The sequence below is a fragment of the Deltaproteobacteria bacterium genome (genome assembly GCA_016177765.1).
GTDB lineage: Bacteria > UBA10199 > UBA10199 > JACPAL01 > JACOUP01 > JACOUP01.
In genome coordinates, this window is record JACOUP010000008.1 from 648,271 (window position 1) to 671,130 (window position 22,860).

Consider the following 22,860-nt stretch of genomic DNA (forward strand, 5'->3'; position numbering starts at 1 on the left):
AACTCACTTGGCTCCTGAAGCCCTCCCTCCCCCTAAATCCGGGGTCGACCAAAGATTGTTAACCATCCTGTTAGCCGATGGGTTGACAACAAGACTGCCATAAAATTCATTGGGGACAAACGGGGCGTTCCTGATCGTCCCGCCAGCCGCCTGAACCGTCGACTGGAAGCTCGGCGAGACCCCCTTGCCGTACTCCACATAATAATTCGGTACGATAGTTCCCGGATAACTGGTCTTCAATTGGGTATCGGAAAGATAGGACCCTGGTGTGGTCAGGATCTGGAGCTGTTTGCCGTCATGCCCTGAAGGGGCAGATTTTAAGGTGGAAGCCCCCGATTTGATCTCATAGAGGTCGATCGTCCCTCCCTGCAGAGATTGGGGATTCAAAGAATCAGGCTCATACCACCCCGGCTGACCAGGGGCATAAACCTTGTAACGGCCGTTAGTATTCGGTTCAAGACCCATATTATTCAATGTGCCCTCTTCAACATAATTACCACGCGCCTTGGGATCACCAATCTTGATCTTGCTAGAGAGATATCCAGTCCCGCCTCCTATCACCGTACTCATTCCTATCGAGTTGTAATTGTAGTCAAACGGTTCTTGGACACCTGTAGCCATATTCAACGTCTGTGTTGAGGCATCACTCACACCCCCTCCCACAGCGCCGCCGACGATCACATTCCCCCCGGTGACAAGAGTCGTCACACCACCGGCACAGCCGCCAATGGTGTTCCCCGCGTAAGTCTGCCAGCTGGATACGGAGGGTTCCCAATTCCAGATGCTTGTTGCTATGTCGGCAACGCCGGTTCCAACGAACCCAAAGGCTCCTCCGACCGCACAAGCTCCAGCAATAGCCTCTACCACGCAACCATCCCAAAGGCAGTTTCCGGAGGGATCGATATTCTGAACCGGATCCCCCTTCCCATAGGCATAAAGATTCAAACCGGCGGAATATCCCAACGGATCCCTCGAAATAAACCGTCCGGCGACCGGATCATAGTAGCGGGCCCGCATGGAGTAGAGACCGGTCGGGTCATTCTGGACACCAAACTTTCCGACAAACTGGAATGGATTAGCGGTTGTCCCGGTTTTTCTGTTCGGTCGGCCTAGCTCGTCATAGAGGTACTGATCCGTCACCGTCCCGGAAGGGTCAGAGAGGGCGACCGTTGAACCAAGCGGGTCATACTGGTAGAATCGTACCTGCGATCCATCAGCACTGATCTGACTTGCCAGCCCCAGGCCATAAACATAATAATTCTGTATCGCACCGGCGCTATCCGCCTCCGCAACGACATCAGGAAGCCCCCGGTTGTCATCAACCAGGAATTGCGTCGTCTCGCCATTTTGTGTGAGAGAGGTCCGGTTGCCGTCACCATCATAACCGAGGACCACCGTCCCTGCAGCGCTGGTCACCTCACTCAACTGGTCTTTGGCATCGAAGGAATAGGAAATGCCGCCGCCAGAGATCAGATTCCCGTTCAAATCATAATCAAAATTGAGCGGACCCAGTGTCAGGAGTTCATTCTCCTCATTGTAGGTGGCGCCCACCTCCTCCGGGCTAATCCAGGGAGTCAGCGGTTCTTCCTTTTCAACACGGGTCCGGCGGCCCAGTTGATCAAGCGTATAATGATAACTGGAAAGAACTGACCCATCGGCCTTGTCGTTGGTGAGATCGGTCAGGCGTGAGGTCTCATCGTAACCATAGGTTGTCGTCAATCCGTTGGGGAGGGTCACCTCGTTCAGCCGGCCGCCAGTGTCGTAGCGGTAATGAGTGACCTGATCCAGCCAATCAGTCACCTGCGTCAACTGACGTGAGGGATTGTAGACATACTGGACCGTATGGTCTCCCGGATAGGTGAGTTGGGTCAGGAGTCCGGTCCGGTCGTAGCCATAACTGAGATTGAAACCCCTCGGGTCGACAAAGGAGGTGGGACGACCAGCGGCATCATAGGTATACCGAGCCGTTCCCAAGGAATCGGTCCGGGTCAAACGGTGACCGTTGGCATCATAAGTAGAGTCGACCGTCGTCCCGTCAGCCAGATGGATGGTGGAAAGGTGTCCCGCGGTATTGTAATCATAAAGGGTCGTCTGCCCCTTGCCATCCACCATCCGACTCAAACGCCCGGCCAGATCATAAAAATACTGTTCCTCCTCGCCCAAGGTGTTGGTTTGGCCAGTCTTGCGACCCGACGAATCGTAGGTGAAGGTCGTCTCATGGCTGGCGGCATTGGTCAGACGGGTCAGATGGCCAGTGCGATTGTAGGCAAAGGAGGTGGTCTGACCCATGGAGTCAATGAGTGATGTCAACCGGCCGAGGGGATCGTAAGAAAATTGAGTGACGTGTCCACCGGCATCTGTCATTTGTGTTAACAAACCACTGACCGGATCGTACTGCCGCACTGTTCTATTTCCCAAGGGGTCGGTCGCCTCCGTCAGCCGACCCAGCAAATCATAACGAGTACTCCAGGTCTGACCGGAGGAGTCGGTTCGTGAGGTCACGTTCCCTTCCTGATCATAAACAAAACTACTGACCCGGCCGGAGGGATCGGTCATGGAAGAAAGATTCCCCGCCGCATCGTAGGTCATCCGGAGCGTCCGGTTCTCGGCATCGGTCACAGCAGTTTTTCTGTTCAAGGCATCATAGGTAAACGTGGTCTGGTTCCCCAACGGGTCCTGAATGGACTCCATAAAGTCGTTGGCGTTCCAGCGGAGCTCGATCGCATTGCCGTTTCTGTCAATGACCCGCGCTGGGTTCCCATTGGTGTCATATTCATAACGAACCACCGAGCCGTCCGGCGACGTCACTGAATTGAGCTGGTCGTCCGGATTATAGGCAAAGGTGGTGGTCTGGCCGAGTGGATTGGTCATGGTGGCGACACGATCGGCGCCATCATAAGTCTGCCGTGTCACCCCTCCGGTCGGATCGGTCGTTGTGATCAATCGCCCCTGATTGTCGTATTCAAAAGTGGTTGTCTGGCCTTCCGGATCGGTAAAGGCAGTGGCCTGACCAAATTCGTTGTAGGTATAACGACTTTCAACCGTTTGCTCCCCAACAACCTCCCAAACACGTGTCAGATTCCCCTCGCTATCATATTCCAGGTTCCGCTCATGACCGGTTGGTTCGACGGTCTTGACCAGATCATCGGTTTCCAGATTATATTCAAACCGGGTCACATTGCCAAGCGGATCAGTGAGGGAAACCAGGTTCCCCCGTGCATCGTAGGTGGAACTTAACCGGTTTCCTTTTCGGTCCGTCATCCCGGAACGGAGGCTATCAACATTGTATTCGTACAGGATCGGACGGCCCAGCGGATCCTGGCTCTCCACAACCCTTAAAGAATCATCATAGACCTGACGGAGCATCTGACCGAGCGGGTCGGTGACCAAAACCCGCCCCGGCTGTCCGTCGACCTCGTACAAAATCTGCGTCCGGTGGACCCGGCCGTCTTCCTGGGCCACCACCCTGGAGAGATCATCGTAACTGTTCTTGACCAACCTGTTGCCGCGTGGGTCGGTCACCTCCGTCATCTGATGGAGAGGGTCATACCGGTAGGTATAACTTCCGGACCGGACATCAGTGAAACCGGTCAGGTCCTCTCCTGTGTACCCGAATTGGACCGACCGGCCGGCAGGGTCGGTGACCGAGGCGATCTTGAACTCTTCGTCACTCGCGTAGGCGAAAACAAGGCTCCTGCCGGTGGAGCTGGTCACCTGTGTCAAACGATTCTTCAGATCGTAAGAGAGGGAGAGTCTATTGCCCTTCCGGTCAGTGACCTGATCCAGACGGCCGTTGGCCAAGAAGTGAAGGGTGGAATGGTCCTTGGTGGCCAGGGTGAAACCATTGTCATCATTCTTGATCAGTGAAGAAAAGATCCCGGGAGGAGACTGATAGGTCCCGTCACCGTTCGAGGCGTACGTCTCCGAACGACCATCCCCCCACCGGATCTGTACCGACCCATCCCCCCATTCGGTCGCCACAATATTATAGTTGTGCGTCCAGCCAAACCCAAGGGGCCCCACATATTTGTCCTGACTATTGTAGGTCCGGGCAAAATTGAGGCCAAATCCGCGCCCTGAAAGGAGCAGGTCTGTGTGATGGTAGGCGTAATTTCCCGTTGCCGTGTTGACGGGGTCGCTGACATTCTGGACCGTCGGACTCTTGTTGCCGAATTTTTCATTCGCCATAGAGCGACAGATGGCGTCACAGTAAGGCGGCTGTTGGACGCTTAAGGTGACAGGAACCGTCGCGGTACCGTCGGATGGATCATTACTGCTGGCCACTTGAAGAACTGTATCTACGGTTGCCGCTGGTTGAAGGTCTGCGGTGTTAACCGTTACCTGAAGTTGATCGGTCTGGCCGGCCGCCAAGAGATGGGTTGACCGGACAAGAGTATCAGTTTCGCCGCCGTTTTTCACCACAGTCATCCATGGGGTTGGAGTTGTGGCACTCACGTTGTAGTAAAGTGGACCGGTCCCGGTATTGGTAACCGTCACCTGCTGGGTCTGGTTGACCGTTCCTTTCAAAACCGTGATCTGGATCGGACTCCCGGTGAAGACAAAATTAGCATTGTCATCCGGGTTGCAGACATCGTTGATCCCGTCATTCGTATAAAAGGGACATAAATCACTCCCATCCGTAATGCCGTCCCCATCTTCATCATGATTGCAGGCATCCCCATAAGAATCGCGCAGGGAGAGGTTGGGGCAATCGTTATGACTACAAACATCACCGGTATCATCCTCGGGCGAACCGTCGGCGCAATCACTGTGGTTGCAGGCATCCCCAACATTATCCTGGAGCGAGAGGTCGGCGCAATCACTGTGGTTGCAAGGGGCACCAACCGTATCCGGATCGGCACAATCGCCATGATCACAGGGGTCTCCAGCCGCATCCTGATTAGAACCATCAGGACAATCGTTATGCACGCAGGCATCCCCCCAGGAGTCGCGCGGGGAAAAATCCGGACAATCGTTATGCACACAAGCATCTCCAACGGAATCCCTTGCCGTAAAATCGCCGCAGTCGTTGTGGTTGCAGGGATCGCCAATCGAATCATCCGGATCAAAGGGGCAACTGTCGGCAGTGTCAACACGGCCATCGCCGTCTTCATTGTGGTTACAGGCATCGCCGATATTATCCTTGAGACTCCCATTGGGACAAACGTCACGGTTCACATTGATGAAGTGGCTACCAGTGGCCCCGTTACTATCATAACAAATGATGCCGATCGAATTCCAACCCGGCACCAGTTGAACATCGGCGTTGAAGGAGGCGGAACCACCGGAAAGGGACCGGCTACTGTTCCAACCAGCGGTGCTGTTTTGAACAAGCACCGAACTCAGGTTGCTGTTAGGGTCACTACAAGTCCCGTCGATTGTTACATACGGGGCTGTTGTTACCGTGCCATCCGATGGTGAAATGATCAGGGCTGTCGGGGGATTGTTGGGGGGTGATTCCGTCGTAAAGGCCCACCTCGTCCAATTACGACTTTGGGCCTCGCCGTCATACCCAAAAACCTGCCAATAGTAGGTGGTGTTATAGTTAAGGCTGATCCCGTTGGCCGAGGGTTGCCAGGCCGTCGCCGTGCTGTTGGTCCAACCGTTCATTAAAGGGGAACTGAAGTCGCTATTATCATCCAACTGGATATAGTAATTTACAATGCTGTCGCCCGCATCCGGATCACTACAGGCCCAATCCAGAGTTACCGATCGGCTGACACCGGTCGCCCCGTGGGAGGGAGAGGTCAGGGTACAGTCATTGGGGGGATTGTTTACAGCAGTCACAGTCAACTGCAGATTGTAACTGGGGATCTGACCATCATTGCCATAGTCTTCAACTTTGACAAGATAGGTATCCGGATTTAATCGTCGCGTGATGCGCGAATAGTAGTTGCCTCCCCCGATGTCGTCATTTGTGGTAATGACACCGCCGGCGGCCTGTTCGAGGGTCAGGACCGTGTCGTAGCCGCTCGCCCCCGATGTCTCGATCGTGACATCCAAAGTTGTGTCGAGTCGGAACCAGATCCAGTCAACATCACCCGTCGGAACAATGCTGTGGGTTGTTGTCGTATTGAGAGACTGTGGTTTGGCCGTTAAGGAAGTATTGTCCGGCTCATACGAATCTTGGGGCAAGACCACATTGATCGAGGCCCAAACCGTTGAAGAACCACCAACCAATATTGTCGACCCCCCTGAAGTTTTTAACTGCCAGTCATCCCGGTAGGTCCCAGAAGTGGCCGGGGTCCGCATCGAAACACTAAAGACGACGCCGGAACCCGGATTCACGCTAAATCCGATCGGGATATTATTAGTACTCGTGGACATCGAACCGCTGACGTAGCGGAGGTAATAGTTGCTCTGCCAGACGGTGGTCCCGTTATTGTAAATCGTCCACTGCTTGGTAAAATTGGTACTGGTATTAAGGGTAGTTCCGTCGGGATGGGATTCACCACCAAAAGAGGCTGAGGTGAGGTTGGGGACGAGGGAATAGTTCTGGACATAAGATGCCGGTGGGCCCACATACCTCGTGGTGCTCAGGGTGTTATAACCGCTGGCGCTCACACTCACAGGGTAGGTGTAGTTTGACGGCAAGGTCAGGGACCAGCTACCGGCCGAATTCGTCGTGGTCATCGCACCGTAGGGACAACTGTTGCCAAAACTAACCGAGGCCCCCGAAATACCAACGCCGCTTTGGGAGTTGGTTACCGCCCCCCCGATGGTCGACATCTGAACATTGGAACAGGTTAAGGTCTGCGCCTGGAGAGGGACATCTTGATACTCGGAGGAAGGGGGCAGAGCCGGGGTGGCACTGCCAACAACGGGAGTGGATTCTATCACCTCATCCGATTTTAAATCGAGGTTCTCAAGCCCTCCGCAGGAAGCGAGGAGGAGAAAAAGGGAGAGGAATAATAAAACCACTTTCCTCATTAACAAGACCCCCGAGGCGACGGGTGCTTCACCCAAGGCCCGTGGAAGGAGCCTAAGTCAGAGAAGACACAGTGTGTCAATCTTTTTTTATTTTCTAGATCAGAATCGCCTTCTGGAGGGCCTGGATCGCCTGTTGATACCCTTTGGCCCCAAAAATCGCAGACCCGGCGACAAAGATATCGGCCCCCGCCTTGGAGATCGCCCCGGCGGTCTCCGGTTTGATCCCCCCATCGACCTCGATCAGGAAGGAAAGTTTTTTTTCGTCACGGATTTTCTTCAGGGCCGCCACCTTGGGGATCCCTGCTTCAAGGAACTTCTGCCCGGCAAAACCGGGGTAAACGGTCATGATTAGGAGATAATCGATTTTTGACAACAGCGGAATGATCGTTTCAACAGGAGTATCGGGATTCACCGCAACACCGGCCTTTTTGCCTAAGGCCCTGATTTTTTCCGCCACCAAACCAAGATTGGGACAGGCCTCGGCATGGACTGAAATCATATCGGCTCCCGCCTCGGCAAATAGGGAAATATACTTCTCCGGTTTTTCAATCATCAGGTGACAATCCAGCGGTATGGTGGCCACGCGGCGAATCGCCCGAACAACATCCGGACCGATGGTGAGGTTCGGGACAAAGTGGCCGTCCATGATATCGACATGGATCAGGTCGGCGCCAGCCTCGGTCACCGCCTTGACCTCATCACCCAGTTTGGAAAAATCAGCCGATAAAATGGACGGGGCGATCTGTTTCATGACCCTAATTTTGTCCCCACCTCAAGCGGGTGCCCTCTCAAAAACTCCGCGGCGGAAAGCCGCTTTCCCCCCTCCAGTTGCAGTTCTTCCAAACGGAGAATCCCGTGACCGCAAGCAACATCAATCCCGGAAGGGTGGGTCGCCAGAATTTCTCCCGGCCTCTGTTTTTTATTTTTTTCAGGGATCACCGAGGCAGTGTAAATTTTAAGCCTTTGGGTGTCAAGAAAGGTATACGCCCCCGGCCAGGGATTCGTCCCCCGAATTTTACAAAAAATCGCCTTCGCCGAACAATTCCAGTCAATCAGACCGTCTTCTTTCTCTAAGGAAGGGGCCCAAGTCACCATTTCCTCAACCTGAGGAGAGGCCTGCAACTTCCCTTCCTTCAACCGTTGAATCGTCTCAACAAGGAGTTCCGCCCCGATATTTGCCAGTCGTTTGCCCAAAAGAAGGCTGTTATCCTCCTCCTGAATCGGAACCTTTCTTTGAAGATAGATCGGGCCGGCGTCCAGTCTTTCCACCATCTTTAAGGTGGTCACCCCGGTTTCCGCCTCGCCGTTGATCAGCGCCCATTGGACAGGGGCGGCCCCACGATACTTTGGCAAGAGTGAAAAATGGAGGTTGAGACACCCTTGAGGTGGGATCATTAACATTTTCTTTGGCAGAATTTTCCCATAGGCAACCACAACAATCAGGTCCGGCGATAATTCAGTTAGCGTTCGGAGAAAAGAGTCGTCTAATTTTTCCGGTTGAAAAAGGAGCCGTTGGCTCTTTTTGGCAAGGGTAGCCACGGGGGGGGACGAAAGTTTTCGCCCCCGCCCCACCGGCCGGTCCGGCTGGCTGATAACCCCTATGATCTCTTCACCAGAAGCAAGGAGCGCCTCAAGACTGGGAAGGGCAATTTCTGGGGAACCAGCAAAAAGGATCTTCATCCGATATAGGCCCGTTTCGAAGTGGACGGGACTTCCTCAAACTCTTCATGCTTGGGGGAATCACCCTTCTCCAATTTCTTTTTGTAAAGGTCTCGTTTGAGGCGCGAGAGACGGTCCACCAAAAGAATCCCGTCCAGGTGATCAATTTCATGCTGGAAGGCGACCGCCAATAACTCCTCTGCCGGGATCCGGATCGGACGTCCCTCTTTGGAAAACCCCTGAACAATAATCTTGGCGGAGCGTTTCACCGGGAGAATCAACTGCGGGAGGGAAAGACACCCCTCTTCCCAGAGAATCTCCCCCTCCCGATGGACAATCTCCGGATTAATGATCGCCTTGGGGTCCGGTTTTCTTTTCTCACCCTTGGGTGAAGCACCCTCAAGTTGACCAATATCAATCACGAGAACCCTTTTTAAAACCGCCACCTGAGGGGCGGCCAGTCCTACCCCCGGCGCGGCATACATCGTCTCCAGCATGTCATCAATAAGCCGCCCCACGGTTTTGTCCGAGGGAGAAACCGGTAACGATTTTTTTTTCAGTACCGGGTCCGGGTATTTGACAATCGGAAGGAGTGCCATTTTACAAGAGGTTGAGCGGATCGATATCAACGATCAACCGCAGGCCGGATGGTAAAATACCGCCTTCTCCGGCGTCAAGGAGTTCCTTCAGCAATTTTTGAAACTCCCCCATTTTTTTGACCTTGGCCAGGAGATGCCAGCGGTACCGGTTCCTCAATTTTTCCAGCGGGCAAGGGGCTGGACCGAGGAGGGTGACCGCCAGCGGCAATTTCTCTTTGAGGAGTCCCGCCATCGTCACCGCCGTGATTTCAACCTTCTCCCGATCGGTGCCGTTCCACTCCAACCGAACAATCCTGGAGAATGGTGGGTAGTTGAGCTCTTGGCGTTCCATCAATTCCTTCCGGTAAAATTCCAGGATGTTGTGGGCAGGCAGGCTTTCAAAACAGGGGTGGTCCGGGTGATAGGTCTGGATAAAGACACGCCCCGGGTCGGAGCCGCGCCCGGCCCGTCCGGCGACTTGCAAAAGAAGATGAAAGGTTCTCTCCGAGGCCCGGAAGTCAGGGAAGTTGAGGATCGTATCGGCATTCAGGACCCCAACGAGGGTGATCCCCGGATAATCGTGCCCCTTGGCAATCATCTGTGTCCCGATCAGGATGTCAATCTCCTGGCGTTGAAGCCTTGCCAGGAGTTCAGGCCAGGCCTCTTTGCGGGTCATGGTGTCGCGATCCAATCGGGCTACACGGGCCTCCGGGAAAATCGTTCTGACCTCTTCCTCTACCTTTTCCGTCCCAAAACCGGATTCCCGAATCCGATCGCCGCCGCACTGGGGGCATTGGGTCGGGGCCTCGACCCGCCAGTCACAGTAGTGACAGTGCAATTGCCGTTTCTTTTGATGAAGCGTGAGGGAGACATGACAACGGGGGCAAGGGAAATACTCCCCACAATAATGACAGACCAAAAAGTTGGCAAAGCCTCGGCGATTTAAAAAAAGGAGGGACTGTTGATGACGGTAAAGGTTTTCGGCAAGGGCGGCCAGCAAAGATTTTGAAAAAATGGAGGTTTTTTCCTCCTTGCGCATGTCACTAATGACAATTTCTGGCAGGGAGGCCCCCGTTGCCCTTTCAGGGAGGAAGAAATAGCTGTGGGCGCCCGTAGTGCATTGGTAAAATGATTCCAGGGAGGGGGTCGCCGAGCCGAGGAGGAGAAAAGCCCCCTCCTTTTGACACCGCCTGCGGGCGATCTCCCGCGCATGATAACGAAGGCGGTCCTCCTGCTTGTAGGAGGGGTCCTGTTCTTCATCCATCACTATCAGTCCCAGGTTCGAAAATGGTAAAAATACAGCGGAACGAGTCCCGACAACGAGAGAGCCTTCTCCGTGATAAACCCTCTGCCAGGTCTGCAACCGTTCCCCATCGGAAAGACCGCTATGGTAGAGGAGACACTGGTTACCGAATCGATCCCTGACCCTTTCCACTAATTGAGGGGTCAGGCCGATCTCCGGCGTCAGGAGGAGCACCTGTTTTTTTTCTTCAAGGAGTTTCTGAATAACCTGGAGGTAAACTTCTGTTTTACCACTGCCGGTCACGCCATGGAGGAGAAAAAGCCTTTCCCCCGACCGGCGGGCCTCATCAATTTTGGCAAGGGCAGACTTCTGGTGAGGATTTAAGTTAAGGACGGGTGGCGATGGGGAGCCCTCAACGAAAGGTCGGAGGCTGTACCTTACTGTAGTGCCGAAGACCTTCGGCGAGGGCGACCCGGAGACAGGACCCGTCCGTATCCGAAATCGTGGTCGACCAAGTACCGCTGGCAAGGCAACCTTCAAGACCTCGCCAATCGGGCTCAGCACCTCCCGAGAGACCTCCTTTAATAAGGCAAGCATCCGTTCAGAAAAAACCGGTTCCGGATCCAAAACCTCAAGGATCTCTTTAATCCCGCTGATAGAAGTTGTTGATGGGAATGAGAGGACGATCCCGACCATCTTTCTTCGGCCAAAAGGGACCAGTACCCTCGATCCAGCCTTTATTGGAGATAACTGGCCCGGCGCAAGCCGGTAAGTAAAGGTCCGGTTTTTAGGAATCGGCAGGGCGACTTCGACAAAAAGCATGGTGAAATCCTTAGCAGGTCCATTAGCTAGAGGCAAAAAATCTCTCATTGAACTCTGTTATTTTTTTGGTTAGGGTCCGTCCGCCGTTAGAAACGGGACGTAGCGCAGCCCGGTAGCGCACCTGCTTCGGGAGCAGGGGGTCCGGGGTTCAAATCCCCGCGTCCCGACAATTCACTTTCTGGATCATGAAAGATATTTCCTGATTTTGATGATGAGAAAATCGAGGTCACAAGGTTTTTTAATAAATTCCCTGGCCCCCAATTTTTTGACTTCTTCTTCGAGACCCGCCCTATCAACACCGGTCAGAACCAGGACAGGGATCTTTTCGGTCTCCCGGTGAGAACGGAGATTATCCAAAACGGTGGCCCCTTCTCCCACCGGCATCCGCATGTCGAGGATGATAAGGTCCGGTTTCTTCTTGTGGGCCAGCTCGATGGTACGAACCCCTTCATAGGCAACGCAGGTCTCAAAACCGTTTCTCTCCAGTCCGTCGCGAAGGGTACGGACAAGATCCCGATCGTCATCCGCCACCAAAATGGTCCGTTTGCCCTCCATCCCCCAAAGACCTCCGGCTCTCATAGCGATTATACCACAAGTTCCCTTTTGCCAAGACTGATTTCATCTCAACCCTAGACCCTCGGCAAAAACAGTTCCAGAAAGTGTGAGATGGCGGTCTTGGCGGAATTGGCGAATTTCCGGAAGCGGACAAGTTCAAAAATTTTTCCCGGTTCCTGAAGCAGGAACTGGACCGCCCTGATCGGACTGATGGACAGATCGGGCCTCAAGAACTGTTCAAAATCGGGGAGCGCCTGCGACACCGGATCGAAAATCGCCCGGACCGCCAGAAACGGCAATTTTTTCCTGACCGCCCAACGGGCCACCTCGGCCGTTTCCATTTCCAAGGCCAGAACCTCAGCCCGCGTCCCCAAAAACGCCTTTTCGTGTGGTTTCGCAATAATCTTGTCGACGGTCAACAGAGAGCCCTGATGGTACGGCAGTTTTCCCGCCTCAGCCACTTCTTTGGCCAGATTGAGCCATTTTTGAGTGGATCGGGCCACGACCTCAACATCCGGATTCAGGACACGGACATCGGTCGCCAAGATGAGATCACCCGAGGTGATGGCCGGTTGAGTCGCCCCGGCACAACCGGTCGAAAGGAGCAGACTGGGGGCATACCGTTCAAAAAGGAATGAAAGCGCCTTGAAGGTATTCCCCCGCCCCATACCGGTCCGGACGAGGAGAATAGGAACCCGCTGAAACTCCCCTTCGACGATCGTCAATGGGGGTTGGTTCACGACATGCCGTGGAGTCACCCGCCCGGTAAATCCCTTTAGTTCATCACGCAGGGCGGCGATGATGGCGATCGGCTGAGGCGTCACAAGACTCTCTGGTATTGTTCAATGGTCTGCTTCCAAACCGGCACACCGCAGTAACGATCCCCTTCGGGGCAATACGGGGTCTCCCCCGCCCTCTTTCGCAGATAGCAGGGGGCCAGGATATGCCCGGCAATCCGGGGATGGATCTCTTTGACCTGACTGATTTCATCGATGGTCGCAAAAAAGATTTCCTCTTGGCTGTCGTAACAGGCCCGCGTCCGCCACTTATGGTGGAGATTCAAGAGATCCCCCGACTCCGTGAAGCGGATCGGAAAGGCGTTGGGCAGGAGGTAGAGCGCCTTTTCCGGTTCAACCCCGTCGTCCAGCAACCGATTGATCTCGGAAAAAAGACCACTCATTGTTTTTTCAAAAAGTTCCCGGGCCGGGTCAAACTCCTTAACCAGCATCGGGAGGAGATAATCGGGACGACCGGTGTAATGGGTCTTGAGGATCGGTCGCGAAGCGGGCGTCATCCGGTGGCGTTGGTCCTGAGAATCGGCGGTGTGGGAGATTTTCTTCTGAAAGGTATAATGCGGGTGCACCATCGCCCGGGAGAGTTTGCTCAAGCTGTTAATATTTAAGGTGTCGCCAAGGTAGGAATTTCGGGCCGGGTCCATCGCGAGGGTGATCGCCTCGTCATCGGAGAGTTTTTCGCGTGTCAGCCCAAAGAGCTGCCGGACCGACTGGGCCAGACTCTCTTCGGCATTTTTTTTATAGTCCACCAATTTAGAGACATGCCCTTCCAGTGATCGGTCAAACTCGTCGATAAAATTCTGCGAGGAGTTCAAACGATCGGTGGTTTGAAACTGTTCTAAAATTTTAAACTCCGGTGTCTCCTCCAGCGGCAGGGGGTCTTTCAAATCCTTTTCAAAATCAGGATCGATCTTTTTCACCTCCTCAACCATCCTCTCCACCACGTAACGCTGTTCTTCTGGCGTATCAAAGAGCTGGCAGAGGCGCCAGTAGCGGATCAGCGTCAAGGCGCTGACCGAATGATACATATAGGCATGGATCGCCACCGGCAGGAGGTAGCGGGCCACCTCGTACCCCCTTTTCTTCAGGGCGTTTTCGTATTTCCCTGCAACCTTTTCCCTCTGGGGAAAGATCTTGTAAAACCGACGCCGGATCTCCGGCAAAAGGATCTCAATCATCTGGTTGTATTTTTCCATAAGGCCGTCAACCACCGTCACATACCGCTCGGCCTGTTTTTCCGAAAGTCCAGGGATGGTGTAATGCCCACGGGCCACCTTCACATACCGCTGACTCACCTGTTCCGAATTATAATAAGGATGGCTGTGCAAAAAAGACCAGATGAACTGCCGGCTGATCTTGTCCAGGGCAAAGACAAAGGTGGCATGCTGGCGTGTCGTGAGGTGCCCGGCATGGAGGGTCGATTGGGCGATCTTGTCCCGCAACACTAATGCCTTTTCATCCTTGGTGACGTCGTCAAGGCTCACAATCCCCCTGGAGGAATAACAGGTCCGGGCGGTCGCCACCGCCAGGTTGTACGGTTGCTCAATCACCCCTTCAAGGGTCACCACCGGCGGTTCGGAAAGGAAGGGGGAATTTGTCATTGGGGTCGTAATCCTAGTCTCGGCTACCGGGATTGTCCACCGGCTATTTTGATGGCAACTTTGCCCCTCAACTGCCGATAATAACGACATCTTTTGAGAAAGGGGTTTACCATGGGACTCCAGGGTTTTAAGGATGCTCAGATCCGACAAAAAGTGGAAGCCGCAATCCACCAGGTTTGCGGTGACCCTCACCAAAATTGGTGGTGTGACCCGGCGACCTACACCAATGCCAACCTCACCGAGGTTGCCAATCATCCGAATCTTTTCTGCTCTTCTGCCTACAAAGATAGCGGGAAGGGGCTCTGCGACATTTTAAAGGATGGAGATGGGGGAGATCAGGCGTCAGCGGTTGATGATATAATCCAAAGATGGGCCGGAGTCAGTCTCTACATCCAAGGCCTGAGGATCGGCACAAGGATCGAGGCGTTCGGGCAGGCCTTTAAAAGCTACGCGGTCCAAATGGCTGATAAAAATTATAAAGCGGACCCTTCCCAAAAAATGAAATACCTTAAAATGATGGAGGCCTCTCGCCTCGAGATAGAGGCAATCTTAAACGGCCTCGATGCCCCCTTCGGAGAAGCCAGTGATGCGGCAGATTCCATGACCCAACAATTCAGGGAGGCCAACCGACCGACCGGTGGTTCAACAGGCTGTCTGTTCCCCCCATTTGCCTCTCTTTTCCGATCGGTCCGGACAACCGCCCCTGATGAGGGGGTCTCTTTTGAACAGTTGCCGGCAATCGTCCGGAAGGGACTGGACCGACAGAAGGAACCCTTCGATGTCCTCTTGAGGGGAGAGATCCCGGTGCCGGCCGAGGTCAAAAAACCTGCCCCATGAGCCTTTACGAAATCAACGGTCAAAGGAGCACTCAGGAAGAGTTCCTCCGGCTGAAGGGGATGTTTGAAGAACTTGGCCACCCGACAGAAGCGGTCTTTGCTGAAGACCCTGACGGGGTCTCGCGCATCACAAGGACAGAGCTGGACCAACTGCTTGATCCTGATAACGACTCCCAGCTCACGATCAGGGACTTCGCCGCGATCCCTTGGAGCCAGATGGGAACCTTCCTCCCGAGCATTGACAGGATTCTGAAACGTCACGGCTATTCCATGGCGGAGAAAATAACCGACTTAAGGACCGGCGTCAAGGTCTGCCGTGTTCTTGAGGACCCGCAGGATTGCTACTTGAGGGCTATACGAATGAACCCGTCGAATATCCTCTGGATAGACAAAAAATCAGCGGACGATGGACAGCTCCTGACAACAGTCATTATCAACGTTGACGACCCGGACCTGCTGCAAAAGGCCAAGGAACGCCTTGCCCAACTGCGGTCCCCGGAGTTTGCCGACCGGCCGTCGGCCGATTTTACCAATGACCGGAAATTCGCCAATGAGGCCTGGGGAATCCTGCGCCGGGACCGCGAGTTCATGCTCTTGGCCTGCCAAAGATTTCCTGACCTCTTTCTCCGGTTTGCCGATGAAGGGCTTTTGAAAGATGCCGATTTCATACTAACTCTCGCCGAGGCAGGGACCATTGTTAAGGGCAATGTTGTCGATCCTTCCTTGTGGCAAAATCGGGACTTCGTCCGGAAGATGGTTGGCACATACGGGGGTTATCTCAATTACGCCAGGGCCTTTCAGGATGATGACGAGATTGTTTCGATCGCCGTCCATGCCCCTTTTGGAGGGGCCGTCTATTTTTCGGCGAGCGAACGATTGAAGGCAAGACCCGATTTTTTTCTGGCGGCCGTCGGGAATCCCGCGATCAACATCCTCTACCAGGCCCCTGATTCAATCTTGAGTGACATCCCAACGATGAAGGCGGCGGCCCGGAAGGTCTTTGAGGGGATGGAACAAGACCTCTTCCTCAGACCCTGGAATCCAGAGGAGACCGCTTTATCCCGCTTCCCGGACCGGATGTTTGAAGATGACACCCTCTTTAGCGTCATTTTAAAGGCGGCCTTTTGGGAGACCACCTCTGCCAACCCCTACCTCTGGCAACACCCCCGCCTTGCCCTGAGGGCCCTCCGGATGTTTGAAAAGGAAAAAGACGAGGCCCGTACTCTTTATGCCAAGGCCCTCATCAAAAGATTTTCTGAAGACCATGCCTATGCGTTGGAGTTGGTGCAGATCGATGGGACCGCTCTTAATCTCCTGAATTCAAAGTGGGGGAAAGACGCGGAAATCGCCCTCGCCGCCGTTGGTCAAAACGGCTGGGCCTACCCGCTTGTTGATGCCGGCTTACGGAAGAGTGACCCAAGGATCCGCAACAGCGCCCTCCAACAGATCTATGGAGATTCTCTCTACGCCGACCCAAAGAGTTGGGAAGACCCGGGGCCGGTCATCGAGGCATTGGATCTGGATAAAAGGGCAAGACCCTTTGCCGCGGATAGATTGAACGATCCCGATTTTGGCCGCCGGATGGCGGCGATTGACGGCCTCTCGATCCGCCACCTCCCTTACCCTCTCAGGGAAAACCCGGTGATCTTTAGAGAGGCCATTGCCCAAAATGGACTGGCCCTCGGACTGGCCCCCCGGTATGACCCCCCCAACGACCACCCGATCGCCACCGAAGAACTCTCGGAGATCGCCATCCGTCAAAACCCGCTTGCCTACCGATATGTCGACGACCGTTTTAGAAATGAAAGATTGTTCAGGATCGCCCTGGAAAAATTCTACGGGGCCGGCTCCGTTTATGCCAACCCGACCACCTGGAAAAATCCTGAGGCGGTGGATCAGGCGATTCAGGACAACCCGGACGCAACCGCCTTTGTTTGGGATTCCCTGCAAGACCGTCGGTTTGCAATGGCCCTTGTCCAGCGGGATGGCCGGTATTACGATCTCCTCCCCTTCTCTTTACGCGAAGAGCCGGAAATCGCCCTCGCCGCCGCCAAGGATAACGACTCTGCCTTCAAATCAATCGACCTGGAGGCGCAGGGGGTGGAATATATCGCCCGTGCCGCCGTGGTCAACACCCGCGCCGTCCTGAAAAATGCAGGTGCGACAAGAGATAAAATCTGGAAAACGGTGATTGAGGCCTTGCACGCCGAGGGGGCCTGGTTCCCTCCGGAGATAGAGACGGATGAAAAAAGTTTCCATGCCGGACTCAAAAAACAGTACGGCATCTCCCATCCGGAACGGTTCCGTTCCTTTGCCACCCTCTACCGACTGATCCAAAACAGGGAAAAACGGGGACCGGAGGACACCAGAGAAACCGCCCTCCTGATCTACCCGGCAATCGATTGGAACGGGGCCTTTGAGGACTCCCCGGAAATAGAACGGTTTGCGAGAAACGACGGATTCAGGACTATTTATTTTGAAGCGGATCGCGACGCGGATATTGTCGCCATCCTCGACCACTACACAAACTGGGGCCGTGAACCGGTCCACACCGGTCTCTTGGCGGCGCACTCAAATTCCCATGAGCAGGTCTACGGTTATCCTGGTGATGGAGAAGAAGCGGCGCTGGATGTTGATGATTTCGAAAAACCGACCTTTGCCCGTTTTGGTCGGTATTTCAAACGCCAGTTGTTGGTCATCGGCTGTTCTGTCGGTCGGGGGCGAGAAAAAGGGATTAATCTGATGAATCCGATGGCGAATCGCCTCCCCCCCAGTGTGAGACTTTACGGTTCCACAATAGAACAGGGTGTAAAAGAGGTCCGGTTTGCCGGCCTGGAACTGAAACCAAGATGGCCGTACGATGGTTCTGTCTATACGACCCGAGGCAGGAGGCAAACCGATCTCCCGCCCAATACCGCTCCTGATACCGCTCCCGACGTGACCCTCATCACTACTGTGTATCGCTGATCAAAACCTCACTTTTTCGGGGCAACTCTCCGCGGCTGGTGCCGATAAGGGGGCCGTTATGGGCCCTTCCTGCCAGCATCTTGCCGCTTCCGACTCAATTGCCGCCGGGCTTTGTGGGCAGGCGGAATTGGCAGGGGCACTCTCAATGGCAGGGGACAACCCTTCCGCCCCCCAAGTCTATCAGGCCTCTATTGATACCTGTGAGGGAGAGTTCTATCGGGCGGCCCTCCGTCTCAGGACCCAATTTGGTGGGGACCCTTCCTCCGGAGTTGATCACCACTCACTCCCCTTTTGCGCGCGGCTCCAGCAAGAGTATCAAACAGAGATTCCCTGGCTCCCATCCGGAGACCTCTTCGTCAAAATAAACCAAAAGATAGAAATGGTTGGTTTGGATCTGCAAAGGCAAGGCCTGGTCCCTGGAACCCCCCTCTTCCGCAGAGATCTTGCCAACAAACTTTACCGCTGGACAAGGCTCCCGGAATCGGAAGGAGGGTTGGGTATCCAAAATGATGACCGATTCCAATCACTCCTTGATGGGAGCTGGAGGGAAAAGGATCTGGGTGAGATTATTAAGGTAAAAAAGGTCGTCTGTCTTGAATTCGCCAAACTCCTCCGGACCCTCTTTTTGATGGCTGGTATCGACTCCCGCTTTGTCCGGGCCCTGGATAAAGAAGGAAACGCGATCGATCATATCGCCATTGAGGTCTTTTTCGACCCCAATGATCCTGATAACCATGTCGTTATTGATGCTCGGCAAAACCCTGAATGGGTCGCCCAACCCAAAGCGACGGGGTATCAACCGATCACGAGCCGTGTGGCCCTTTCCTACCACCATTTCAACGCCGTCCAAAGACAACCGGCCAGGGTCGAATCCTGGGTTGGCCCAAAACCGGCCTCCGTCGCTGAGGCCGAAAGGATTGAGAAAGGACACCTCCTGACCGGGATCCGTCTTAATCCGGATGATCCTGTCGGTCGTCGGCTCTACGACCGGTGGAAGAGTTGGCACAAGGAAGATTAGGGCTTTTTAGGCAAAAAGGCCTCGAACGGATCCGATCTGCGAGGCTCTTTGTAGTAGTAATAGAGCCTTCCCATAATGTTCACCGTCCGGACAGAGGGGTTCTGTTCTGCCACCACGCGCCCCTCCGGAGTGGTTGGTTGAAAGACCATCCCTCTCGCTTCTCCATTGTTAATATCGGCTGTCTTGTATCTCACAAAAACCCGGAAGGTATTGACAGGGATCTCTTGACCACGAGGGGGAAGTTCCAAGAGGACATCTTGATCGGACGGCGTGACATCAGCACGAACCCTTGTATTCCCATTAACCCCTTCCATCACGTTTGGCCTATCAGCGACGACCGGCATCTTCCCCCCTCCTTCCAACCCCTTCAGGGTCTCTGCTGGTGGTTTGTAAGCGGTCCCCGGTTCTCGAACACCCCCTGCCAAGGCCGGTTGTTCAGCGGACTCAAAAACCAGATTTTTCAAATCCCCTGTGGAAGGGTCGTACTGGGCGGTAGCCTTTGTCCCCAGACTGTAATCAACTGTCTTGGGGCCTGAAAATTCGTTCTGTCCATTCCCCACCTCCCCCCAAAATTGCGCATCCTCGTCATCCCTCACCTCGGCGTACCGCAGGATCCCTTTGGCATCCTTAAAACCGACATGGTCCCCCGGTTTCAAAAGGCCCATTTCTCCATGCCGATGATAATAAATAAGCCCGCCATTCTTGTACTGGCGGTATTGATCGCGAGACGGGGCCAAGGCCGACAGCGGCGGCGGTGTTCGGTCCAAACCATTCACAGAACCCATAAAAACCTCCTTTTAAAGGTACCCCCTATCTCAAGTAAGCAATCACCGTGCCATCGGAGTCACCAAGCCGCTAATTTTCAACTATTTGATATTTTTGAAATTTCTGTGTATGTTGGAGGCCTGTCATTCAGGAGAGGGGGTTAAAAATTGCCCATTTCACCGAAATCACGTCGTAATTTTGACACTGTCTTGACTTCAAGACTCCCTGGCTGGGTGCGGAGCGGCGCCTTTGCGATGATCCTCTCCTGCCTCTTTTTTTCGCTCATGGGGGTTGGGGTCAAGTTCAGCACCCGGACCCTCCCCCTGTTCGAAGTCGTCTTTTTCCGTTCCATCATCAGCGCTCTGATCTTAGGAATTCTCATCAAGAGGCGGCACCAGTCCCTCAGGGGTTTCAACGAGAAGGTCCTCCTCCAACGAGGGCTGGCCAGCTTCCTGGCCCTCCTCTGTAACTTTTATGCCATCTCCAAAATCCCTTTGGCCGATGCCTCGGTCCTGACAAACAGCTCCCCCCTTTTTGCCGTTATCCTCTCGGTGATCTTTCTCAAAGAAAAACTGAACGGCCGCCTTCTTTTTCTCCTCTTTCTTTCCGTCATCGGAATCTTTTTTATCCTGAAACCAACTCTTGATTGGTGGAACATTCCCAGTCTGGTCGCCCTGGCCGCCGCCTTTTTTGCCGCCATCGCTTTTGTCATCATCCACCAACTCCACGAAACGGAGTCTTCTCTCACCATCGCCTTCTACTTTGCGGTCGTCGCCTCCTTCGGTTCGCTCCCCCTGATGTTGATCAATTTCCAGATGCCGGTCGGGATGGAGCGCTGGTTTTTGGTCTTCATGGGGGTCTGCGGCACTTTTGGACAGGTTTACCTCTGTGAAGCCTATAAAAACGAACAGGTCTCCTGGATCACTTCTCTGATCTATACGACCGTCCTCTTCGCCTTTCTCTGGGGGATTCTCTTTTTTGGCGAGATCCCCGACCGCTATTCCCTCATCGGGACCCTCCTGACCGTCGCCTCCTGCATCGCGATTATCCGATTGCGAAAAACCTGATTGGCGATACAATCCCCCCCATGCGCAAGATCCCCGCGACGATGGCAACCCAGCATCCGGATAACGCCCAGGCCCCCTATTGGGGAACCTCCCCTTTTATTTCAACGGGAGAAGAGGTGGAAGAGGCGTACCGCTGTTTTGCCGACTTGGGCATCGACGAATATATGTGGGACTGGGAGGGAAAGTTTGTCGATGAAGCGGTCGTGGACCGTCTTTTGAATCACTACCTCCCCTATTTCCGAAAAAACCAGTTGGGAAGAGACAAGTTCCTGACCTTTCGGATCCCGAACATCTGGAAGGAAAAGGCCCATCACCGCCTGGCCCGTTCCTACATGGGGATCCTGACCGCCGCCCATACCGCCCGTGACTATAAAGTCCACTGCCCCCCCATTTTCGAGGTCATCCTGCCGATGACCACCTCACCGGACCAGTTGATCGCGATCCATGAACGGTACCACCATGCCTTTCAGTACGAACGGATGGTCTTTGGAGCCCCCGCAACGAAAAAACCGTTTCTTGAAGTGATCCCGCTCATCGAAGGGAGCGTGACCCTCCTTCAATCGGGCGAAATTTTGGCGACTTACCTCAAAAAAATTCAAAAACTGTACCGACAAAAAATTTCCACCATCCGTCCCTTTATCGCCCGCTCGGACCCGGCGCTCGACTCCGGCTATATCCCGGCCCTCCTCGGCGCGAAGGGGGCGTTGTCGGAATATTACCGGTTCGAGGAAAAGAGCGGGGTTCGTGTCTTCCCGATTATCGGCGTCGGTTCCCTCCCGTTCCGCGGCGGGTTGAACCCGGATAACCTGGAGAGTTTCATGGAGCTGTATGCCGGTGTCCGCACCGTCACCATTCAATCCGCCTTCCGGTACGATTACCCGTTGGACAAGGTAAAAAGGGCGATCCGGACCCTCAAGGAAAAACTGCCGCGGCGAAGGGCGGTGATTGTCGACCCCAAAATTTTGCAAAGAATGGTTCAGATCGCCCAACTTTTTGCCGCTGAATACCAGCCGGTGATCGAAAATCTGGCTGGAACCATCAATCAACTCTCCCCATTCATCCCCCAACATCGGGAGAGGATTCTCCATACCGGCCATTTTGGTTACTCCCGCAAAATCGGCCGGTCAAAAAAGTCTCTCCCGCGGGCGATTACCTTTACCGCCACTCTCGCCTCCCTCGGTATCCCCCCTTCTCTTATCGGGACCGGACGAGGGTTGAAGAAGGCCCTTAAGGAACGGCATGGCCCGCTCTTGGACAGGCTTTTTCCATCGCTTCCTCAAGAATTGCAAGAAGTCGGTGGTTACCTGAACCGGGAAAATCTTGAATTTTTGAGCCGTAAAGACCCGGCCTGGCAATTCATAAAAAAAGATGTCTCTTTCCTGGAGTCTTACTTGGGGACCCGGATGGAACCAAAGACAACCGATCAGTATACCCACAGAAACATGACTTCGAATATTTATCACCTCTGGCGGGCCGAAAGAGACCCACGGTTGTTAGCCGAAGAGATCCTCCGCGCCGCCCGGGTCCGAAGGAGCCTCGGATGACAAAAGAGATTGAAGCGGTCGCCGCGGTGATAGAACAGGACGGCAAATTTCTGATCACAAAACGGCTTAAGGAGTCTCACCTGGGGCATTGTTGGGAATTTCCGGGCGGCAAAAGAGAAAATGGAGAAACGGTCGAAGAGTGTGCCGTTCGTGAGTGCCAGGAAGAGATCGGCGTTGTTATTGAACCGGTCCGCTATCTCAAGGCGGTCCGGTATGAATACCCGGATGTCAAAGTCTTTCTCCACTTTGTCCTCTGTCGCCTCGTCTCCGGAGACCCCCAGCCGATTGAATGTGCCGACCCGACCTGGATCCGACCCGAAGAGTTTGCCAAATATGAATTCCCGGCGGCGGACCGGCAGGTTATCGAGGAATTGATTATAAGGATGGGTGGCGAGGGTCGGGCGCCCGGCCGAGCGGAACGGGTGAGCACGGCTGGGCGGAACCCGAGACAGGACCCATCCGAGGGGACTGGAGGTTAGAT

The 22,860-nt window shown here is 54.3% G+C and carries 15 protein-coding genes and 1 tRNA gene; 7 read left to right on the forward strand and 9 right to left on the reverse strand.

Translation table 11 applies throughout. The features are described 5' to 3' along the window. Positions 1-3 precede the first annotated feature (3 nt). The 5 genes from HYS22_05565 to priA form a co-directional block, all read right to left on the reverse strand. Positions 4-6,930 carry a thrombospondin type 3 repeat-containing protein gene (locus tag HYS22_05565; protein MBI1909619.1) on the reverse strand — a complete coding sequence of 2,309 codons (6,927 nt, stop codon included), beginning with the start codon at positions 6,928-6,930 and terminating at the stop codon, positions 4-6. Positions 6,931-7,024: 94 nt separating this feature from the next. Then, entirely contained in the window at positions 7,025-7,681 is a 657-nt protein-coding gene (locus HYS22_05570) for a ribulose-phosphate 3-epimerase (protein ID MBI1909620.1), read from the reverse strand. Next, positions 7,678-8,610, reverse strand: coding sequence for a methionyl-tRNA formyltransferase (locus tag HYS22_05575; GenBank protein MBI1909621.1), 933 nt, complete (start codon positions 8,608-8,610; stop codon positions 7,678-7,680). Before HYS22_05575 ends, HYS22_05570 begins: the two co-directional genes overlap by 4 nt. After that, positions 8,607-9,188, reverse strand: coding sequence for a peptide deformylase (gene def, locus HYS22_05580; GenBank protein ID MBI1909622.1), 582 nt, complete (start codon positions 9,186-9,188; stop codon positions 8,607-8,609). The genes HYS22_05575 and def overlap by 4 nt, the downstream gene beginning before the upstream one ends. 1 nt (position 9,189) lies before the next feature. Beyond that, the gene (gene priA / locus HYS22_05585; GenBank protein ID MBI1909623.1) at positions 9,190-11,232 is read right to left on the reverse strand and encodes a primosomal protein N'; all 2,043 of its coding nucleotides are present in this window, start codon (positions 11,230-11,232) and stop codon (positions 9,190-9,192) included. A gap of 93 nt (positions 11,233-11,325) precedes the next feature. Between priA and HYS22_05590 the strand changes: the two genes are divergently transcribed. Further along, positions 11,326-11,399, forward strand: a tRNA-Pro gene (locus tag HYS22_05590). A 16-nt stretch (positions 11,400-11,415) separates the two neighbouring features. Here the strand turns inward: HYS22_05590 and HYS22_05595 are convergent. From HYS22_05595 to HYS22_05605, 3 genes are read right to left on the reverse strand one after another with little or no spacing between them, the layout of a single operon-like run. Then, the gene (locus HYS22_05595) at positions 11,416-11,811 is read right to left on the reverse strand and encodes a response regulator (GenBank protein ID MBI1909624.1); all 396 of its coding nucleotides are present in this window, start codon (positions 11,809-11,811) and stop codon (positions 11,416-11,418) included. A 50-nt stretch (positions 11,812-11,861) separates the two neighbouring features. Continuing rightward, entirely contained in the window at positions 11,862-12,611 is a 750-nt protein-coding gene (locus HYS22_05600; protein ID MBI1909625.1) for a hypothetical protein, read from the reverse strand. Continuing rightward, positions 12,608-14,182, reverse strand: a complete 1,575-nt coding sequence (locus HYS22_05605) for an FAD-dependent thymidylate synthase (GenBank protein ID MBI1909626.1) — start codon at positions 14,180-14,182, stop codon at positions 12,608-12,610. The genes HYS22_05600 and HYS22_05605 overlap by 4 nt, the downstream gene beginning before the upstream one ends. 111 nt (positions 14,183-14,293) lie before the next feature. Here HYS22_05605 and HYS22_05610 point away from each other — a divergent pair, with 111 nt between their 5' ends. The 3 genes from HYS22_05610 to HYS22_05620 are packed head-to-tail and all read left to right on the forward strand — an operon-like array spanning position 14,294 to position 19,003. After that, positions 14,294-15,019 carry a hypothetical protein gene (locus tag HYS22_05610; GenBank protein MBI1909627.1) on the forward strand — a complete coding sequence of 242 codons (726 nt, stop codon included), beginning with the start codon at positions 14,294-14,296 and terminating at the stop codon, positions 15,017-15,019. Continuing rightward, complete coding sequence (locus HYS22_05615) at positions 15,016-17,985, forward strand: DUF4116 domain-containing protein (protein ID MBI1909628.1); 2,970 nt, start codon at positions 15,016-15,018, stop codon at positions 17,983-17,985. The genes HYS22_05610 and HYS22_05615 overlap by 4 nt, the downstream gene beginning before the upstream one ends. A gap of 58 nt (positions 17,986-18,043) precedes the next feature. Beyond that, a complete protein-coding gene (locus HYS22_05620) occupies positions 18,044-19,003 on the forward strand; it encodes a hypothetical protein (protein MBI1909629.1) in 960 nt (319 codons plus the stop codon). Here the strand turns inward: HYS22_05620 and HYS22_05625 are convergent. After that, positions 19,000-19,788: a hypothetical protein gene (locus HYS22_05625; GenBank protein ID MBI1909630.1), complete on the reverse strand. Its 789-nt coding sequence runs from the start codon at positions 19,786-19,788 to the stop codon at positions 19,000-19,002. The genes HYS22_05620 and HYS22_05625 overlap by 4 nt on opposite strands. 147 nt (positions 19,789-19,935) lie before the next feature. Here HYS22_05625 and HYS22_05630 point away from each other — a divergent pair, with 147 nt between their 5' ends. From HYS22_05630 to mutT, 3 genes are read left to right on the forward strand one after another with little or no spacing between them, the layout of a single operon-like run. After that, positions 19,936-20,835 carry a DMT family transporter gene (locus HYS22_05630; GenBank protein ID MBI1909631.1) on the forward strand — a complete coding sequence of 300 codons (900 nt, stop codon included), beginning with the start codon at positions 19,936-19,938 and terminating at the stop codon, positions 20,833-20,835. Positions 20,836-20,855: 20 nt separating this feature from the next. Then, positions 20,856-22,379: a phosphoenolpyruvate carboxylase gene (ppcA, locus tag HYS22_05635; GenBank protein ID MBI1909632.1), complete on the forward strand. Its 1,524-nt coding sequence runs from the start codon at positions 20,856-20,858 to the stop codon at positions 22,377-22,379. Continuing rightward, positions 22,376-22,858, forward strand: a complete 483-nt coding sequence (gene mutT, locus HYS22_05640; protein MBI1909633.1) for an 8-oxo-dGTP diphosphatase MutT — start codon at positions 22,376-22,378, stop codon at positions 22,856-22,858. Before ppcA ends, mutT begins: the two co-directional genes overlap by 4 nt. The last annotated feature ends 2 nt before the right edge of the window (positions 22,859-22,860 follow it).

Bases quoted from the DNA above. Each gene is read 5' to 3' on its own strand.
- HYS22_05565 (MBI1909619.1), bottom strand. From the start codon at position 6,930: ATGAGGAAAGTGGTTTTATTATTCCTCTCCCTTTTTCTCCTCCTCGCT.
- mutT (MBI1909633.1), top strand. From the start codon at position 22,376: ATGACAAAAGAGATTGAAGCGGTCGCCGCGGTGATAGAACAGGACGGC.
- HYS22_05595 (MBI1909624.1), bottom strand. From the start codon at position 11,811: ATGAGAGCCGGAGGTCTTTGGGGGATGGAGGGCAAACGGACCATTTTG.
- HYS22_05610 (MBI1909627.1), top strand. From the start codon at position 14,294: ATGGGACTCCAGGGTTTTAAGGATGCTCAGATCCGACAAAAAGTGGAA.
- HYS22_05575 (MBI1909621.1), bottom strand. From the start codon at position 8,610: ATGAAGATCCTTTTTGCTGGTTCCCCAGAAATTGCCCTTCCCAGTCTT.
- def (MBI1909622.1), bottom strand. From the start codon at position 9,188: ATGGCACTCCTTCCGATTGTCAAATACCCGGACCCGGTACTGAAAAAA.
- priA (MBI1909623.1), bottom strand. From the start codon at position 11,232: ATGCTTTTTGTCGAAGTCGCCCTGCCGATTCCTAAAAACCGGACCTTT.
- HYS22_05605 (MBI1909626.1), bottom strand. From the start codon at position 14,182: ATGACAAATTCCCCCTTCCTTTCCGAACCGCCGGTGGTGACCCTTGAA.
- HYS22_05615 (MBI1909628.1), top strand. From the start codon at position 15,016: ATGAGCCTTTACGAAATCAACGGTCAAAGGAGCACTCAGGAAGAGTTC.
- HYS22_05620 (MBI1909629.1), top strand. From the start codon at position 18,044: ATGGGCCCTTCCTGCCAGCATCTTGCCGCTTCCGACTCAATTGCCGCC.
- HYS22_05570 (MBI1909620.1), bottom strand. From the start codon at position 7,681: ATGAAACAGATCGCCCCGTCCATTTTATCGGCTGATTTTTCCAAACTG.
- ppcA (MBI1909632.1), top strand. From the start codon at position 20,856: ATGCGCAAGATCCCCGCGACGATGGCAACCCAGCATCCGGATAACGCC.
- HYS22_05625 (MBI1909630.1), bottom strand. From the start codon at position 19,788: ATGGGTTCTGTGAATGGTTTGGACCGAACACCGCCGCCGCTGTCGGCC.